Below are 20,358 nucleotides of genomic sequence, written 5' to 3'. Positions count from 1 at the left end.
AGCTGCTCTTTCTTCTCCTCCGAACAACCCACAAGATATATTTTATGACACTCCAGACTTTATCTCTTCATCCGGCTCAACAGGATGTGTATTTAGACCAGGCGATCAATACAGACACTCCCTATTACAATATGGGAGGATATTTAAAACTGACAGGCCGTCTTAATAAGGAAAAATTCATCGAAGCTGTACGCTCGGCACCGGAAGTATTCGATGTCCTCAAAATGCGTTTCGATCTCCGCGATGAAGAGCCGGTTGCTTATGTGGATGAAACCTATTCCGTGTTTGAGCTCACGGAAATGGAGTTTCCGGAGGGAGAAGATAAGAAGGAACGAGTGGAGCAATGGATAAGGGAGAAGCTGGCCACACCTTTCCGCGTGGAGAAAGATATCATGCTGGCAGACCATTATCTCATCCATATTTCGGAAGAAGAGCATTGGTATTACTTCAGATATCATCACCTGATAGTGGATGGATACGGCGTTTCAGGCATGCTGCATTATATCGCGAAAAAATATAAATCACTGGTAACCGGCGAGCCGGTTACCTTTAACTATCCGTCCTATATCGAAGAGGCAAAACGTGCAGCCGCATTTTGTGCCTCCGAAGCATATGCGGCGGAAGGAGAATACTGGAAGCAGAAGATCGGAACACTGCCTCCAAAGCTGCTGCAGAAGCGGTTTGTGGAAGAAGAAGGGATGAAGAACAAATGTAATACCTTCATCCTTGAATTTGCCGGAGAAGAAAGGGCTTTGCTGGAAGCGTTGCAGGCAGATACAAATGCCAACCTCCAGCAGCTGACCATCGCGGCGATGATGATTTATTATGCCAGAACTTCCGGCCAGGAAGACTTTATCTTCGGCATTCCCCTGCATCGCAGAAGAAACAAGCTGCTGCGCGCTATCGCCGGTATGTTTACCGGTGTTATTCCGTTTACCGGAAGTTATAAAGCCGGTACCCGCGTATCAGAGCTTATCAGATCCGTCATTTCTTCCCAGCGCGAAGATTACCGTTATCAGAATTACCTGATCGGTGACCTGAGCAGGCATTTTAAAGTAGGACCTGATGATGGATTGATAGAGATCGCCGTCAACTTTGCGCCTGTTGACTTTACCCTGGACCTCGGAGAAGAGCTGTCTTCCGTACTGGTCAATATTCCCAGCGGTTACCTGCCTTTCCCGATAGAAATGTTCTGGTATGATTACGGTAAACAACAACCGTTACAATTACGGGTGGACTACCAGGTAGCTTATTTTAATAAAGAAGAAATTTCGGCGCTGGTGCATCGTTTGCTGTATGTGCTGCATCAGTTCCGTGAAACACCGGATGTTTTGGTGGAGCAGGTGAACCTGCTTCCTGCTAAAGAACAGGTATTGCTTGCGGGCTTCAGCAGTCCTACTCCCCATGATCCCTATGGTGTGGATGATACATTGCCGGCATTGTTCTCGGCACAGGCCAGGGCTGCATCGCAGCGTACGGCCGTGGTTTACCGTGATGCCGCATTTTCTTACGGTGAACTGGAAGCCTTGTCCAACAGGCTTTCTCACTACCTGCACAATAAAGGGGTTCAAACAGATAAGCTGGTGCCCATCTGCCTGGAGCGCTCTATGGAGATGTTTGTGGCCATCCTCGCTATCTGGAAAGCCGGTGGTGCTTATGTGCCGGTAGATACTACCTATCCGGCAGAAAGGATCGCCTATCTCCTGGAAGATACGACTGCTTCATTAGTAATATGCAGCCGCGCCACCCGTCATCTTTTTGGTGGTCACGTGGAAACACTGATAATAGATGAACTCCCGGATGAAATGACAGCTGGCCCCGAAGTGGCGCCTGCCTTTAATCCGGCCCCGCAGGACCTCAGCTATGTGATCTATACCTCCGGTTCTACCGGCAAGCCCAAAGGTGTGATGGTGGAGCATCGTGGCATGCTTAATCACCTCTATGCCAAAACCGGCGACCTGCAGATAGATGCCGAAACCATACTGGCGTTTACTGCTTCCTATACTTTTGATATTTCTGTATGGCAGATGTTCGCAGCACTGATGTGCGGTGGGCATACTGTTGTGTATGATGATGATCATATTTATCAGCCTGCAGCACTGATCAGTGCTGTGGAAGAAGACCAGGTGACCATCCTGGAACTGGTGCCTTCTTACCTGGCTGCCGTGTTGCAGGAGAAAACAACTGTATCACTGAACAGGCTTCAATACCTGATGGTAACAGGGGAGGCGGTGAGCCAGCATCTGTTACAGCAGTGGTTCACGCATCCGTTGTATGGTCGTATTCCTGTAGTGAATGCCTATGGCCCCACCGAAGCCTCTGATGATATCACTCATCATACCATGTATGAAACGCCCGCCAGTGCCAATGTGCCACTGGGCCGGCCGGTCCGGAATATGGACATCTATATCGTCAGTCAGGATATGGAGCTGTGCCCTATAGGCGTAGCCGGAGAAATATGTGTGGCGGGTATAGGCGTATCCCGCGGGTACCTGGGCCGCCCGGAACTGACAGCAGAGAAATTTATTTCAGATCCGTTGACCACCGGCGAAACAAGGCGCATGTACAGAACCGGCGACCTTGGCCGCTGGTCATGGGACGGTACCATTGAATACCTGGGCCGTATGGACGATCAGGTAAAGATCCGCGGATACCGTATAGAGCTGGGTGAGATTGAGGCAGTGCTGCATCAGCTGCCCTTTGTAAATGAAGCGGTGGTGGTAGCCAGGGAAGATAAAGGCCACAAACAGCTGGTGGCCTATGTGGTGGCGCCCGCCGGTTTCGAAAGGGAAACCGCACTTTTACATCTGAAAGATAAACTGCCCGAATATATGATCCCCGTGATCGTAGAGCTGGAGAAAATGCCGCTCACGCCCAACGGGAAAGTGGATAAACGGGCATTACCAGATCCGCTTGCAGAGGCACATATCGCAGATGCCTTTGTAGCGCCGCGGAATAAAACAGAACAGACGCTCGCTGATATATGGCAGGACCTGCTGCGCATAGAAAAGGTGGGCATCCACGATAATTTCTTTGAACTGGGTGGTAACTCGCTCCTGGGCATCCGGATGATTGCCGTGATCTCCAGAACTTTCAACGCCGACCTTACCGTACGGGCGCTGTTCCGCTATGCAACGATTGCCACGCTGGCGGCTTATATCCGGCAACAAAGTGGAAACCGCAGGCTGCAGATCACGGCCCAGCCGCATATCACGCCCAAACCGCTGTCGTTTAGCCAGGAACGCCTCTGGTTCATCGACTCCATGGAGGGCAGCGAACATTATCATATTCCTCTTGTGCTGAAGTTAAAAGGGCATGTCGACAGAGATGCACTGCAATTCGCATTTCAGTCAGTGATCAACCGCCACGAAGTACTGAGGACGGTGGTTTACGAACAGGAGGGGACCGGTTATCAGCTGGTACTGGCGAAAGACAGCTGGCAGCTGGAAGAGCCGACCAACGAAGGCAATGTACAACAGGCGATCAGCCATTTTATCTACCGGCCTTTTGATCTCTCAAAAGATCATATGCTGCGTGCAGCGCTCCTGAAACAATCTGAAGACGAACATACGCTGGTCATCACCGTGCATCACATCGCTGCTGATGCCTGGTCAATGGCGCTTATCATAAAGGAATTTGCAGCTTATTACAATGAAGCCGCTGCAGGACAGGCAGCCGGGCTTCCGGAATTACCGCTGCAATATACTGACTACGCTATCTGGCAACGGGCTTCTTTATCAGCAGTCTTATCCGCCAGCCAGCAGTACTGGAAAAAACAACTGGCCGGTATAGAACCACTGAATCTCTCTACAGATTATCCAAGACCAGCTATACAAAGCAAGAAGGGGGCTGTTACGCATTTCAGCATCGGTAAGGAAATGTCTGAAAAGCTGTACCAGCTGGGCAGACAGCAGGATACGACCCTGTTTGTTACCCTCTTGTCGGCCTTTAAGGTATTGTTGTTCCGGTACACCGGACAACAGGATATCTGCGTAGGAACACCTGTGGCTGGCAGAACACAACAGGAGCTGGAGAGCATGGCCGGTTTCTTCGTAGATACCCTGCCGTTATATAGCCATCTTGATGCAGACACTGCTTTCAGTACCTTATTACAACAGGAGAAAGAAGTGCTGCTGGAAGGATACGAACACCAGGACCTTCCGTTTGAAAAAATAGTAGAAGCCGTTACCGATAACAGAGACCTGAGCAGAACGCCACTTTTCCAGGCCATGTTTGTGTTGCAGGATGCGCCGGATTTTGCGGAGGTGGACATGAACGGCCTCACATTATCACCGGGAGATGTTGAACATACTATTTCCAAATTTGACATTACTGTTTTTGTTACGGAAAAAGCAGATGAACTGACATTCGGACTGGAATACTGCACAGATCTGTTCAATAGCGATACGATTGAACGTATGGGACAGCATTATCTGCAGTTGCTAGAGTCGGTTACTGAAGACCCGGCGCAATTGATCGGAGCATTAAACATGTTAACTGCCGCCGAACAATATCAGTTGCTGGAGATATTTCCGGCATCACCTTTACAACTGCCTGTGCAGGCACCTGCGACCCTGGTGTCGCTCTTCAGGCAACAGGCTTTGCTTTCTGCAAATGCAGTAGCGCTGGTAAGTGAAGGTATTGAACTGACTTACCGTGAACTGGATGAGCGTTCCAATCAGGTGGCGCATTACCTGCAAGTGCGTGGTGTGAAGGCGGAGAGCCTGGTCGCAGTATGTATGGACCGCAGCCCCTTGCTGGTGATCTGTATGTTGGGTATCCTGAAGGCTGGTGGAGCCTATGTTCCGCTGGATGCCGGATATCCACGTGAACGGATTGCGTATATGCTTGCCGATAGTGGCAGTGAACTGGTATTGACTACCCCGGAATATGCTTCCCTGTTTAGTGATGTAAAAGGGGATGTGATACTGGTGGATGAAAATGTACTGGAGGACATTCCTGTGTCCTCTCTGAAAGATGATATATCTGAAAAACAACTGGCTTATGTAATCTATACCTCTGGTTCTACGGGCCGTCCAAAAGGTGTGATGATAGAACATCACAGCGTGGTGGACCTGGTGCGCTGGCATACTGCATATTATGCAGTGAGTACAGAGAGCCATGCAACGGCGATGGCTAGTATAGGCTTCGATGCCTTTGGCTGGGAGCTTTGGCCATACCTCTGTGCAGGGGCTGGTATCTGGCTGCTGGACGATGAGGCGCGGTTATCGCCTGAAACCGTGGTGTCGCTGTATGTTTCAGCAGGGATCACCCACAGCTTTGTGGCTACCGGTTTGGTACCGGAGATTATACAGGCGCTGCGTGGCCGTGAGGTGCCATTGCAATATCTGTTGACAGGTGGTGACAGGCTGTCGTCTGTATCATTGTCTGATGCAGGTTACCAGCTGGTAAATAACTATGGGCCTACGGAAAACACGGTGGTAACAAGCAGTTACCTGATGCCGGCAGATGGTGGTACACAGCCATCCATAGGCAAGGCGGTGAGCAATACGCGCATCTATATAACGGATACGGCACTACGTCCTGTTCCGGTGGGTGTTGCCGGCGAACTTTGTGTAAGCGGCAGCCAGCTTTCCCGTGGTTATCTCGGCCAGCCGGAGCTGACAGCAGAGAAATTTGTAGTGCATCCGTTCCGGGCCGGCGAGCGGCTCTACCGCACCGGCGACCTTGCCCGCTGGCTACCAGATGGTAATATCGCATTTGTTGGCAGGAAAGATGAACAAGTGAAGGTTCGTGGTTACAGGATTGAGTTGGGAGAAATTTCCGCCGTACTGCAACAGAGCGGTCTGGTGGAAGATGTGGTGGTGATAGCCAGAAAAGACACTGCCGGCAATAATTATCTCGTGGCCTACATCATCACAAAAGAAGGTGATATGGGCCAAATCACAGAATGGCTGCGAAACAAACTGCCGGAATATATGCTTCCGTTGCTGGTGAAGATGGAGGCTTTCCCGCTTACTGCAAGCGGAAAGGTGGACCGCAGGGCACTGCCCGAACCGGTGGGAAGTATGGTAAATATCCAGGCCTATGTGGCACCACGCACCCATACAGAACAGCTGCTGGTAAACATCTGGCAGGAACTGCTGGATAAAGAACAGATCGGTATACAGGACCATTTCTTCCACCTCGGAGGCCACTCCCTGATGGCGATCCGCCTTATCGCAGCTGTCCGTAAGGAGCTGCACGCCGAGCTGTCGGTAAGGGATGTATTCACCCGTAATACCATCGAAACACTGGCTGCATTCATTGACCAGCAGCAGGAAAAGACGGTATTGCCGGAAATCATCGTACAAAACAAACCTCCGTATATCCCCTTGTCGTTCAGCCAGGAAAGGCTCTGGTTTATCGATAAGCTGGAAGGCAGCATGCACTATCACACTTCCACTTTGCTGAAGCTTAAAGGAAAGGTGAACAGACAGGCCCTTCAGCATGCCCTGCACCATATAGTAGAACGCCACGAAGCCTTGAGGACCGTTTTCAGGGAAAACGAGGGAATCGCCTACCAGCTGGTATTACCAGCGGATAACTGGCAACTGCTGGAACTGGCTTCAGCGGAAGATTTTGTAGCATACAGCCATCAGTCGTTTGATCTTACATCGGATTATATGATGCGCGCAGCACTGCTGCAATCAGGCAATGAGACGTATGAGTTGATGATCACCATGCATCATATTGCATCAGATGGCTGGTCTGTATCTATACTCGCTGCTGAACTGTCTGAGCTGTATGACGCATACACTACAGAAAGACAGTCTGTATTGAAGCCGCTGGCCATACAGTACGCCGATTATGCCATCTGGCAGAAAACCTATGTTACAGGTGAAGTGCTTTCACGTCAGCAGGATTACTGGCTGAAAAAAATGTCTGGCCTGGAGCCGCTGAATCTGCACACAGATTATGCACGGCCCGCAGTACAGCGTAATAACGGTGCGCTGTTCATCACCAGCATAGACCGTGAGCTTACGGATAAAATAAACGTGCTTTCACGCCAGCAGGGAGTAACGCCGTTTATGACGCTGCTCGCAGCTTTCAAAGTGCTGCTTTATCGCTATAGTGGCCAGGATGATATCTGTGTAGGTACACCGCTGGCAGGCAGAAAACAACAGGAAGTAGAATCCCTGATAGGGTTCTTTATCAATACACTGGCTGTAAGAAGCGACCTGGGCAACAATCCCGGATTCGATACTTTCCTGCAGCAGGTGAAAAATACATTACTCGAAGGTTATGAGCATCAGGATATGCCTTTTGAGAAAGTGGTGGACACTGTAGTGAGGACCAGGGATCTGAGCCGCCATCCACTGTTCCAGGTAATGTTTCTGTTGCATAACACACCGGATATTCCTGCCTTCAGCCTGGGTGACCTTGCTATAGAGATGGAAGAAGTGGAAGAAACCACTGCCAAATTCGACCTGATATTTACCCTGCAGGCCAAAGAAGATGAACTGCTGCTGGGCGTGGAATACTGTACAGATCTGTTTTGCAGAGAAACAGTGGAGCGTATGGCCGAACACTATAAGCAGTTGTTGCTGTCAGTAACAGCTGCTCCGGCACAGCAGATCAGTACGCTGAATATGCTGACTGCTCCGGAAAAACAAACGTTACAGACATTTGCTACCGGCCCGGTGATTGACCTGCCGGCAGATCAGACAGTGGTGACGCTGTTTGAAGAACAGGTGCAGCGATATCCCGATGCGGTAGCTATTCAGTTTGAAGAAACGGAAATCACTTACCATACACTTCATGAACGTACCAATCAGCTGGCGCATCTCCTGCGTAGTAAAGGGATTGGAGCGGACAGCAAAGTACCGGTATTTTTTGACCGCTGTCCTGAAATGATCATCGCGGTGCTGTCCATTTGGAAGGCCGGCGGCGCTTATGTGCCCATTGATCCTAAGTTCCCGGAAGAAAGGGTAAGATATATACTGGAAGAGACAGCCGCACAGGTGGTGGTTACCAATCAGCGAAGTAGTGTATTGCTGCCTGCAGATATAACAGCAGCCGTAATATCAGCGGATGAAGAAGATATATTGAGTAATCAGCCGCGTACTGCATTACAACCTGTTGCCACACAACAACACCTTGCCTACGTATTATATACTTCCGGTTCTACTGGAAAACCCAAAGGTGTGCTGGTAGAACATGCCGGTCTGCTAAACCACCTGCTGGCCATGATAGAGGAATTCGACATGAGTCCTTCTACCATACTGGCCTTTACGGCTCCCTATACCTTTGATATCTCTGTATGGCAAATGGTGAATGCACTGGTATGTGGAGGCAGAACAGTCATCTATACAGAAAGTCTTATCCATCGCCCCGACCTGTTCATTAAAACAGTGGAGGAGCAGGGTGTGACACTGTTACAGCTGGTACCTTCCTATCTCACTTCTGTATTACAGGAAGAGCCGGATGTAACGTTGCAGTCGCTGGATTACCTGCTGGTGACAGGAGAGGCGGTCACCGTTTCCCTGCTGGAGCAGTGGTTTGCGCACGAACGTTTTGGAAATATTATAGTAGCTAACGCTTACGGGCCTACGGAGGCGTCTGACGACGTGAGCTTCTATTTCATGAATGAAGCACCGGATGTGGTGCAGGTGCCGGTAGGCACACCAATCCGTAACCTGCGGATGTACGTGCTGGATAACAACCTGCAGCTGTGCCCGCAGGGAGTGCCGGGCGAAATATGTGTAGCCGGTCTGGCAGTAGCCCGTGGCTATCTGAACCGCCCGGAACTCACAGCAGCGAAATTTGTGGAAGATCCTTTCTGCCCCGGTGAAAGAATGTACCGTACCGGTGACCTCGGAAGATGGTTGCCGGATGGCAACATGGAATACATTGGCCGTGCAGATGATCAGGTCAAGATCCGCGGTTTCCGTATAGAGCTGGGTGAGATAGAACACACCCTGCAACAGTATCCGCAGATCGCACAGGCAGTAGTGGTGGCAAAATCCGATGATAAAGGCATCAAACGCCTGGTAGGTTATCTTGTACCCGAAGGGGAACTGGATAAAGATACACTGACGGTATACCTGAAGGAACGGCTGCCGGAATACATGATACCGGTATTGGTTGTCCTGGATAAACTGCCGCTTACCACCAATGGTAAAGTAGACAAAAAAGCATTGCCTGACCCTGCGGCCGGTGCCATCAGCAACTATGTGGCTCCGCGCAATCCGCTCGAAAGCCAGCTGGCAGATATCTGGCAGCGGCTGCTGGGCATATCACAGGCAGGCATATACGATAATTTCTTTGAGCTGGGAGGTCACTCACTGCTGGTTATCCGTCTCATCGCCGCTATTCGTAAGGAGATCGGCGCTGAGCTACAGGTGAAGGATGTTTTCATACACTCAGACATCGCTTCCCTCGCGGCAGGCATCGATGTAGCGACAGCATCGTTGCTGCCGCCGGTAACCAGAATAGTGCCGGCGCCCGAACAGATACCCTTGTCTTTCAGTCAGGAAAGACTCTGGTTTATTGACAAACTGGAAGGTAGCACCCATTATCACAATCCTTCCATCCTTACACTGACAGGTGCTGTCAGCGCTGATGGCATCGCATGGGCCTTGCAACAGGTCATCAACCGGCATGAGGTGCTGAGGACAGTAATCCGTGAAGCAGATGGCACCGGTTACCAGCATATCCTCCCATCGGATAGCTGGAAAATGGAGAGCATTGACACGGCTTCGGGCCAACCAGCTGCCATTGCTGCTTTCGTTGGAAAACCCTTTGACCTCAGCAGGGACCATATGCTGCGTGCTGCTCTGATCAGCGATTCAGCCAATGATCATGTGCTGGTGATAGTAGTACATCATATTGCCTTTGACGGATGGTCTTCCGGTATTGTTATCGGTGAGCTGTCTGAATACTATGCTGCCTATATTGAAAAACGTGATGCAGCCCTTGAGCCACTGGCATTACAGTATAGTGACTATGCCATCTGGCAGCGTACCTACCTCAACGGGCCGGTGCTGGAAACATTGCTGCAATACTGGAAACAACAGTTGTCCGGCATCGATGCATTGAATATGCCGACAGATTATGCCAGGCCGCTGGTGCAAAGCACAAAGGGTGCTATGCTCACCTTCCACCTGGAAAACAGCCTCGCCGGCGCATTAAATGATCTCAGCAGACAGCAGGGCGTTACGCTCTTCATGACATTGCTGGCCACTTTTAAAGTATTATTATATCGTTATACTGGTCAACAGGATATTTGTGTAGGCACCCCGGTAGCAGGAAGAGGGCAGCAGGAAATTGAAAACCTCGCAGGTTTCTTCATCAACACACTGGCATTACGCAGTCAGCCTGATGGTGCCTTGCCTTTCGATACCTACCTGCAACAGGTGAAAACCACATTGCTGGAAGCCTACGAGCATCAGGAACTGCCTTTTGAAAGGATAGTGGATGCCGTAGTGAAAAACAGGGACCTCAGCAGAAGCCCGCTGTTCCAGGTGATGCTGGTATTGCAAAACACTCCTGAAGAAGCGGCGTTGAAACTGGGTGATGCTGTGCTCACAGAAGAAGAAACGGAACTCACCACCGCCAAATACGATCTCATATTTGTACTCGAAGAAAAGAAAGACGGGCTGCTGCTGAATGTAGAATATTGCACAGACCTGTTCAGTGCAGCCACCGCCACACAGCTGGGCAAACACTATGAACAGCTGCTGAAAGCCGTGACTACCACACCGGAGGCCAGACTAAGCCTGCTCCAGATGATCACATCGCATGATGAGCAACTGTTGCTGAAGTCATTCAACGGCCCAGCGGTGGGTTACCCTGAAGATAAAACCATTGTCACCCTCTTTGAAGAGCAGGTGGACAAAACGCCGGAACTCACGGCAGTAGTGTATAACAGCCAAAGGCTTACCTACCGGGAACTGGATGAACGTTCTAACCAGCTGGCCCATTACCTGAGAATCAAGGGTGTGCAGGAAGAAACACTGGTGCCCGTTTGTATGGGAAGAGGGCTGGAAATGATCATCAGTATGCTGGCTATTCTTAAAGCTGGCGGTGCTTATGTACCCGTAGATCCTGATTATCCGGAGGATCGTGTACACTTCATGCTGGAGGATACCGGTGCCAAACTGGCCATCAGCACTAGTGCTGATAGCACAGTGCTTCGCACCGCAGGTATTGACACCCTGATAGAAATGGATACCGATTCTGCTATTGCCGCACAGCCGCGTACCCGGTTGAATACAGGAGTGAAGCCCGGCAATGTTGCTTACGTGATTTACACTTCCGGTTCCACCGGCCGTCCGAAAGGCGTGCTGATAGAGCATATCAACGTAGTACGTCTGTTTGAAACGGAGACACCGCTATATGATTTTAATTCCCATGACGTATGGACGATGTTCCATTCCTTCAGCTTCGACTTCTCTGTATGGGAGATGTACGGTGCATTGTTCTACGGTGGCCGTCTGGTGATAGTGCCAAAAGACGTGGCCAGGGATGTTACGCGCTTCGGTGATCTGCTGATCAGCGAAAAAGTTACGGTGCTGAACCAGACGCCATCTGCATTCTACGTGTTGCAGGATTACCTGACCACAAGGCCGGAGAGCATTGCCGTGCGTTATGTGATCTTCGGTGGTGAAGCGCTGAATCCGGCCAAACTCCGGCCCTGGAAGGAACGCTTCCCTGCTTCCCGCCTGATCAACATGTACGGTATTACAGAAACAACAGTACACGTAACTTTCATCGAACTGAAGGAGGTCCATCTGAACAGCAGCGCCAGCGCCATAGGAAGACCTATTCCCACTTTAAATGCGTATATCCTTGACAGTGAGCAGCAGCCATCACCGGTAGGTGTAACCGGTGAGCTGTACATCGGTGGGGCCGGCGTGGCCCGCGGGTATCTCAATCGCCCCGAGCTTACAGCAGCCAGGTTCCTGGCCAGTCCTTTCAAAGCAGGCGAACGGCTGTATCGTACCGGTGACCTTGCCCGCTGGTATCATGATGGTAACATTGAATACCAGGGCCGTATAGACGATCAGGTAAAGATCCGCGGATTCAGGATAGAGTTGGGAGAAATAGAGAACGCCATACAGGGTAGCGGGGTAGTGAGTAACAGCGTGGTACTTGCAAAAACAGTTGGCACCGGCGATAAACAGCTGGTGGCCTATGTGGTGCCTGGAGAAAACTACAGCAGGGAGGCCGTGATCGGTCATCTCAAAGAGCTGCTCCCGGAATATATGATACCTTCCATTTGGGTAGTGATGGAGGCCATACCACTTACTTCCAACGGAAAAGTAAACAGGAAGGCATTGCCGGAACCAGATACTGCAAGGCTGGCTAATGTTGACTACGTAGCACCACGTACCGCCACAGAAATTTCCCTGGCAGCCATCTGGCAGGAATTACTGGGGGCAGAAAGGGTAGGCGTCAACGATAATTTCTTTGAACTGGGAGGCGACTCGATCCGTGTGATCAAAGTGGCCAGCAGAATATATCATCTCTTCCATAAGGAAGTAAAAGTATTTGAGGTATATCAGGCCGCAACACTCGGGGAACTGGCCAGGGTAGTGGATAACAAGGCTGCTACCGCTGAATACAGGGAAGCGGTTTATCAGGAGGTGAATGAAACGCTCGACCGGCAGAAGGAAAGTCTCCTGCCTTTACTGAAAGAAACTGCCAACATTGAAGATTTGTACCCAGTCAGCGATATCGAACGGGGAATGTTGTTCATCTCCCTGATGAACCCCACCGAAGCGCTGTATCACGACCAGTTTGTTGGCAAGCTGCCGAAAACATTTGATGCTACTATCGTCCGGCAGGCATATGAGCTGCTGATTGCCCGGCACAGCATATTGAGAACAGGCTTCAGAATGGGCCTCCATGACCAGGATATACAGATCGTGTACAAATCCGTACAGGTGGAGGTGCCCACCTATGATATCCGCCATCTCAGCGGCCCCGAAGTAAAAGCAGCGATAGAACAGTATCTGGAAGAAGAAAGGACCCGGCCTTTTGTGATTGAAGATGCGCCATTGTGGCGGGCTTCCTTATTCTCCCTGAAAGATTGTAATCTGCTGGTGTTCCAGTTCCATCATGCTATCCTTGATGGATGGAGTGTGGCATCACTCAATACAGAACTTTATAACCTGTGCACCGCCCTGGTGAGCAACAAAACTATGGAGCTGCCAGCCCCGCTGAGAGCATCCTATAAGGATTATATCATCGAAAGACTGGTCACTAAAAAATTAGATGATAGCAGGAACTTCTGGGAGGCAGAGCTGACAGATTATAAACGACTGGATATCTTCACCGATGAGCCGGTATTGGAAGTGGTCAACTACCGGTTCGATGAGCGATATGCTGCGTTACTGAGGGAACGGACAAGGTGGGATAATATCTCCATCAAAGGCCTGGCACTGGGCGCTTATCTTTATACACTCAGCCTGCTGACCTATGAAGGTGATCTGACCGTAGGGCTGGTGACCAACACCCGTCCGCTTGTTGAAGATGCAGACCGGCTGCTGGGTTGTTTCCTCAATACTATTCCGCTCAGATACAACATGGACAACAGCCTCACCTGGAAATCCTATTTCGAAGGTGTGGAAGCGAAATTATTGTCGCTCAAGGAACGTGACCGTACCAGCCTCTTCGAGATTACGAAGATCACCGGAGAGCATTCATCCAACAACAACCCTTATTTTGATACGATCTTCAACTTCATCAACTTCCATGTGTATGATGGATTGAAAGACGGCATGTCTGCAATGGTGCCGGAAGATGCCAGCGAACTGCCTGCTATCAATGATTTTGAACTTACCAACACTTTCCTGGATTGTACCGTAAGTACTACCGGTGATACCTTTACCGTTCAGTTGTCTTTACGCAGAAAACTAAGTGCAGGGAAGAAGCTGGAAGACCTGATCTATTATTTCAGAAAAATAATAAACGCCTATCTCGAACATTATGAGGAACCGCTAACGACAACGGATATACTGTCGCCGGAAGAGAACAGGCTGGTGCTGGAAAAATTCCCTGCATCGCCCTTACAGCTGCCTGCGCAGCCTCCTGCCACGCTGGTATCGCTCTTCAAAGAACAGGTAGCACTTCGTGGAGCGGAATTGGCACTGGTTAGCGGAGATATTCAACTCAGTTACCGTGAACTGGATGAACGTTCCAACCAGGTGGCGCATTATCTGCAATCACGTGGGGTGAAGGCAGAGAGCCTGGTAGCCGTATGCATGGACCGCCGTCCGTTGCTGGTGGTTTGTATGCTGGGCATCCTCAAGGCAGGTGGGGCTTATGTTCCACTGGACGCAGGTTATCCGCGTGAACGTATTGCCTATATGCTGGCTGATAGTGGTAGTGAACTAGTGTTGACCACATCGAAATATGCCTCACTGTGCAGCGATACAAAAGCGACTATCATACTGACAGATGAAAACATATGGGAAGACAGTCCTGTGTCTCCATTAAAAGATAGCATTACTGAAAAACAACTGGCTTATGTCATCTATACCTCTGGTTCTACCGGCCGTCCCAAAGGTGTGATGATAGAACATCACAACGTGGTGAACCTGGTGCGCTGGCATGCGGCTTATTATGAAGTGAGTGCAGCAAGCCGTGCAACCGCAATGGCGAGCATTGGTTTCGATGCCTTCGGCTGGGAGCTGTGGCCATACCTCTGTGCAGGAGCCGGTCTCTGGCTGCTGGATGATGATGCACGTCTGTCGCCGGAAACGGTGGTGTCGCTGTACGCTTCGGCAGGTATTACCCACAGCTTTGTGGCTACCGGCCTGGTACCGGAGATCATGCAGGCATTACGGGGCCGCGAGCTGCCGCTGCAATACCTGTTGACAGGTGGCGACCGCCTGGCATCGGTGTCACTGTCTGACACCCGTTACCAGCTGGTGAATAACTATGGGCCTACGGAAAATACGGTGGTAACGAGCAGTTACCTGTTGCCGGTGGATGGCAGCACACAGCCTTCCATTGGCAGGGCCATAAGCAATACACGTATCTATATAACGGATACGGCACTACGTCCTGTTCCGGTGGGTGTGGCCGGTGAGCTTTGTGTGAGTGGTAACCAGCTCTCACGTGGTTATCTTGGCCAGCCTGAGCTGACAGCAGAGAAATTTGTAGCGCATCCGTTCCGGGTCGGTGAGCGCCTTTACCGCACCGGTGACCTCGCACGCTGGCTGCCTGATGGAAATATAGAATTCTTCGGCAGGAAAGATGAACAGGTGAAGATCCGCGGTTATCGTATTGAATTGGGAGAAATTGAAAATGTGTTATTGCAGAGTGGACTGGTAAATCAGACGATCGTAACCGCTACGCCAGACGCCCGCGGTATCAAACGTTTGATCGCCTACATCGTTTCGTCAGGAGTATTTGATGAAGCCGCGCTGAACAACTTCTTACAGGGGCGCCTGCCGGCATATATGCTGCCATCGCGTTATGTGGCACTGGCAGAGCTGCCGCTTACCGCCAACGGAAAAATTGATCGCCGTGCATTACCAGAACCGGAAGAGGAAGAACAAGTATCCGGATACTTGTACGCAGCGCCGCGTAATGCCGCCGAAGCCGCACTGGCCCTGATATGGGAGGAACTGTTAGGAACAGGTAATGTAGGTATCCATGATAATTTCTTCCGGCTGGGTGGTGATTCCATTATCAGTATACAGCTGGCAAGCCGCGCCAGACAGGCAGGCATCAACCTGCAGGTAAAGGATGTATTCCAGTATCAGACTATCGCGCAGCTGTCTGCTGTGCTGGCTGATCGCCACAAAGATGGCGGAATAGCGCCGGAGCAGGGAGTGTTGAAAGGTATTGCAGGGTTACTGCCTGTGCAGCAACAGTATCTTCATAATGTGACGGAAGCACCCAACCACCTTAGTCAGGTGATACTCCTGGAAACCGATAAGGATATTGCCCCTGAAGTACTGGAGGCTGCCGTTAGAAGGTTGCAGGAACAACATGATGCGCTCCGCTTTGTTTATCGCCGCGATGAGGGCGGCTGGCTACAGGAATACAGTGATCACTTTGTAACCTTGTATACCGAAGATCTGTCGGCTGCTGACAGAAAATCACTGGGAGCACAACTGGCTGATTTCTATAGTCAATACCAACCTGATCTGAACAATGTAGTGAAAGCTGTTTGGATAAAAATGCCTGCATACAGTAGCCATCACCGGCTGTTGCTGGCAGTACATCCTATCGTGGCCGACAGGGTTTCCATGGGCATACTGCAAGAGGATCTGCAGCAATTGATTCATCATCCTTCAAAAGAAACAAAAGAAAAAACCGCTTCTTACCGTCAATGGTATGAGCAGTTGACAAAATATGCAAAAAGCGAACAGCTGTTGTCGCAAAAACGTTACTGGCAACAGGCCATGCAACAGCGGCAGCCGTTACTGGCGGGTCATACATCCGTTTCTCCGGTAAGTTCGCTGAAAAATACCAGCACCCACCTGGATGTAGCACTGACCTCGTTGTTATTGAAAGACGTACAGGCTACTTATCATACAGCCGTCAGCGATATCCTGCTGGCAGCACTTACCCGCACACTGGCCGGCCCGAGCGGCTCCCAGGAGATCGTGATCGGACTGGAAAGTGATGGCCGTGAAATGCTGAATGAGGCGCTGGATATAAGCCGTACCGTGGGATGTTTCACCAGCGTATATCCGTTACTGTTAAATACCCGGGATTGCACAGATGACAGCCGTTTGATCAGAAGCGTCAAAGAGCAGTTGCTACATGTACCTGATAATGGTCTTGGCTTTGGCATACTGAAATATATGATGCAGGAACCCGGATTACAGCGTGAAAACCCGTATCAGCTGGTATTTAATTACACCGGCCACTCAGATAGATTTGGAGCGGGTGATAACGGTGTTACCGGCAGCCCGTTCCATGGCCATCAGGTGATATCCGTACACAGTTTTGTGAAAGAAGGTGAGCTCTATATCAACTGGAGTTATAACAACGGGCATTTCAGTGATGCCACCATCACTACATTATCTTCCTCATATCTGCGTCAGCTGGAATTGCTGATAGATCACTGTGTACAGCTGGGCAGGCTCGGGTCTGTACCTACACCGTGGGGATATGGTCTGCCTGCCACTGTTGGCTACAAAGCCCTCGATAAATTCCTGGAATCACCGGTTAGTGCTACAAACAGTATCAGCCGTCTTCAGGCTATCAGTGAGGTATATACGTTGACGCCACTACAGGAAGGTATGCTCTTCCATGGACTGTATGATAAGGATTCCGCTGCCTATATAGAACAATTCAGCTGTGACCTTCCGGATGTGGATGTGCAGGCGCTGCAGCGTAGCTGGAACCAGCTGCTCAACAGACATACGATCCTGCGTACCGGCTTTAGTTACGAAGACCTTCCGGTACCGGCACAATATGTATACAAAACCCTTACGATGCCGTTTGAAACGGTAGATTACCGTGATCTTCCGGAAGACAGGCTGGAAGCGGCTATTGATACATATATCCGCCAGGATCGTGAAAGAGGATTTAACTATGAGGAAGCACCGCTGATGCGTATCACCCTGATACAAACAGGAGAAAGGAATTATCATATGCTATGGTCATTCCATCACTTGCTGCTGGATGGCTGGTCTGTATCCCTTGTGCTGGGAGAGTTGCTGCAGCAATATGAATATGAAGTAAAAGGAGGTGTTGAGAAGTCAGCACCGGAAGATAAATACAGTGAATATATCCGTTACATCGGGGATCGCAACAAATGGAAAGAACAGGAATACTGGAGTCGTTACATGGAAGGCCTGGAAACAGCTACGCTGCTGCCTTTCATTAAAACAACCAGCAACCGCAATAAAGGAGTGGGGCAGTATCAGGAACAGCAGCTGTTGCTCGGTGAAAGCACTACACTACAGATAACGGAAACGGCAAAACGTTACGGTATCACTGTCAATACCCTGATGCAGGGCGTGTGGGCGTTACTGTTACATAAGTATACCGGTCTGCAGAACATTGTATATGGTGTATCGGTATCAGGCCGTCCTGCCAGCTTACAGGGTGTGGAACATCGTGCCGGCCTTTACATCAATACGCTGCCGCTGCATACCCGCTTCGAAAAAAATATAGCGATCAGTAGCTGGCTGCAACAGATTCAGAAGAATCAGGTGCAGTCCAGGGAATATGAATATACGTCGCTGAACAGGATTCAGGCCCTTACCGGCATCACCGGCGACCTGTTTGACAGCCTGCTGGTATTTGATAACTATCCGGTTAGTGAGGCATTAAAGGCGGGAGAAGATAAATGGAGCCTGAAAGCAGAGCACGTCAGACTGCAGGAACAAACCAACTTCCCGCTGGATATACTGATTGCGTTGTCAAAGGAAAAGACCTCGATTACCTTCAATTATAATACAGAATTGCTGGAAGAGCAGTACATGCGTCAGCTGGCCGGGCATTTCGAAAGTGTGTTGTTACAGTTCCTGGACAACGGACAACAACAGCTGGGAGCTATTAAGTTACTGACCAGCGAAGAAACACAGGTGCTGCAAGCATTATCTGCAGGCCCTGTAGTACCATGGCCCGAAGATCAGACACTGGCCAGCCTCTTCGAAAAGCAGGCGCTTATGCTTCCGGAAGCCGTGGCTATTGAGTTTGAAGGATCTACCTTCACTTACCGCGAACTGAATGAACGCGCCAACCAGCTGGCTCATTTCCTGAGAGGCAAGGGCGTGAAGGAAAACGTGCTGGTACCCATCTGCATAGACAGAAGTCTGGAAATGATTCTGGGCATACTCGGTATAGTGAAAGCCGGTGGAGCCTATGTGCCCGTTGATCCCGGCTATCCGCAGGACCGCATAGAATTTATCCTGGAAGATGTAAAGGCAACCGTAGTGCTCACCAATCAGCGATGCAGCGACCAATTGCCTGCTAACAGCAGTATTACGGTCATCTGCCTGGATGATGACAAAGTATTAACCCGTCAGCCTGTTACCACTCCCGGTAATGTCATTGCAACGGATCATCTCTGTTATGTTATCTATACCTCCGGGTCCACAGGGCGTCCCAAGGGCGTGATGATTGAACATGCAGGGATGGTGAACCACCTGTATGCCAAAATAAATGATCTGAAGGTAAATGCCGCCACCACCATTGCTTTTACGGCATCCTATACATTTGATATTTCTGTATGGCAGATGTTTGCTGCGCTTGTCAGCGGGGGCCGTACTATCATTTATCCTGCTGATACGGTTTTGAACCCGGCGGCGCTGATTACCAAAGTGGCGGAAGACAGGGTGAACATCCTTGAGCTGGTACCGTCTTACCTGGCTATCCTGTTGCAACACAATGTGGCCGTAGATCTGAAGAAGCTTTGTTACTTGCTGGTTACCGGAGAAACGGTGACGCCATCACTCCTGAAACAATGGTTCAGCCATCCACACTATAAACATATTCCGGTAGTGAATGCTTATGGTCCTACAGAAGCATCTGATGATATCACCCATTACTTCATGGATGAAGCACCGGAGACGAGCAGCGTTCCGCTGGGAAGGCCGGTGCAGAACCTGCAGATAGAGATCCTGGATCTCACAGATCAACTTTGCCCGATAGGGGTACCCGGAGAGATTACAGTATCCGGTATTGGCGTAGGCCGTGGTTACCTGAACCGTGCGGACCTTACGGCAGAGAAATTCGTGTGCCTGACTCCCGGCAGTGGGCTAAGGTCTTACCGTACCGGTGACCTTGGCCGCTGGCTGCCGGATGGCAATATCGAATACCTCGGCAGGATAGACCACCAGGTGAAGATCAGGGGTAACCGTATTGAGCTGGGCGAAATAGAGAGTGTATTGCAGCAGTACGAACTGATACATCAAAGTGTAGTGATCGTACGCAAGGATACACAGGGAATCAGCCAGCTGATAGGTTATATCGTGCCTGGGCAGCCATTGAAGAAGGAAGACGTACTGGCTTATCTGAGGGAAAGACTGCCCGAGTATATGATACCGCTGCTGGTGGAACTGGCCGAAATGCCGCTGACCCCCAATGGCAAGATAGACCGGAAAGCTTTACCGGAGCCGGATGCAGGCCAGCAATCCGGAGTATATACCGCCCCCCGTAATACAACGGAAGAAACACTGGCCGGTATTTGTCAGGAGCTGCTGAATGCAGACCGTATAAGCGTCAACGTTAACCTCTTCGAACTGGGTATGCACTCCCTCATGGTGATGCGGTTTACCGCCGCTGTACTGGAAGCTCTCCAGATAGAGATACCGGTAAAGACCTTCTTTGAACAGCCTACCATTGAAGCGCTGGCAGTATATGCGGAGGAAAGAAAAGCAGGCGAATCCAGGAAACGTAAACGTATTGCATTATAAAGAGATAACCCTTGAAATAATT

Annotated in this window: 1 protein-coding gene; it reads left to right on the top strand. The window is 50.3% G+C overall.

Going from position 1 to position 20,358, the window contains the following annotated elements:
* Positions 1-44 precede the first annotated feature (44 nt).
* Complete coding sequence (locus tag KD145_RS03385; protein WP_212004502.1) at positions 45-20,336, top strand: non-ribosomal peptide synthase/polyketide synthase; 20,292 nt, start codon at positions 45-47, stop codon at positions 20,334-20,336.
* Positions 20,337-20,358: the final 22 nt, after the last annotated feature.

The organism is Chitinophaga sp. HK235 (assembly GCF_018255755.1).
Lineage (GTDB): Bacteria > Bacteroidota > Bacteroidia > Chitinophagales > Chitinophagaceae > Chitinophaga.
The sequence above is the reverse complement of the archived record's forward strand: the minus strand, read 5'-3'. Positions and strand labels throughout refer to the sequence as shown.

What these genes read in the sequence shown, in the direction of transcription:
- KD145_RS03385 (WP_212004502.1), top strand. Translation starts at nt 45, where the DNA reads ATGACACTCCAGACTTTATCTCTTCATCCGGCTCAACAGGATGTGTAT.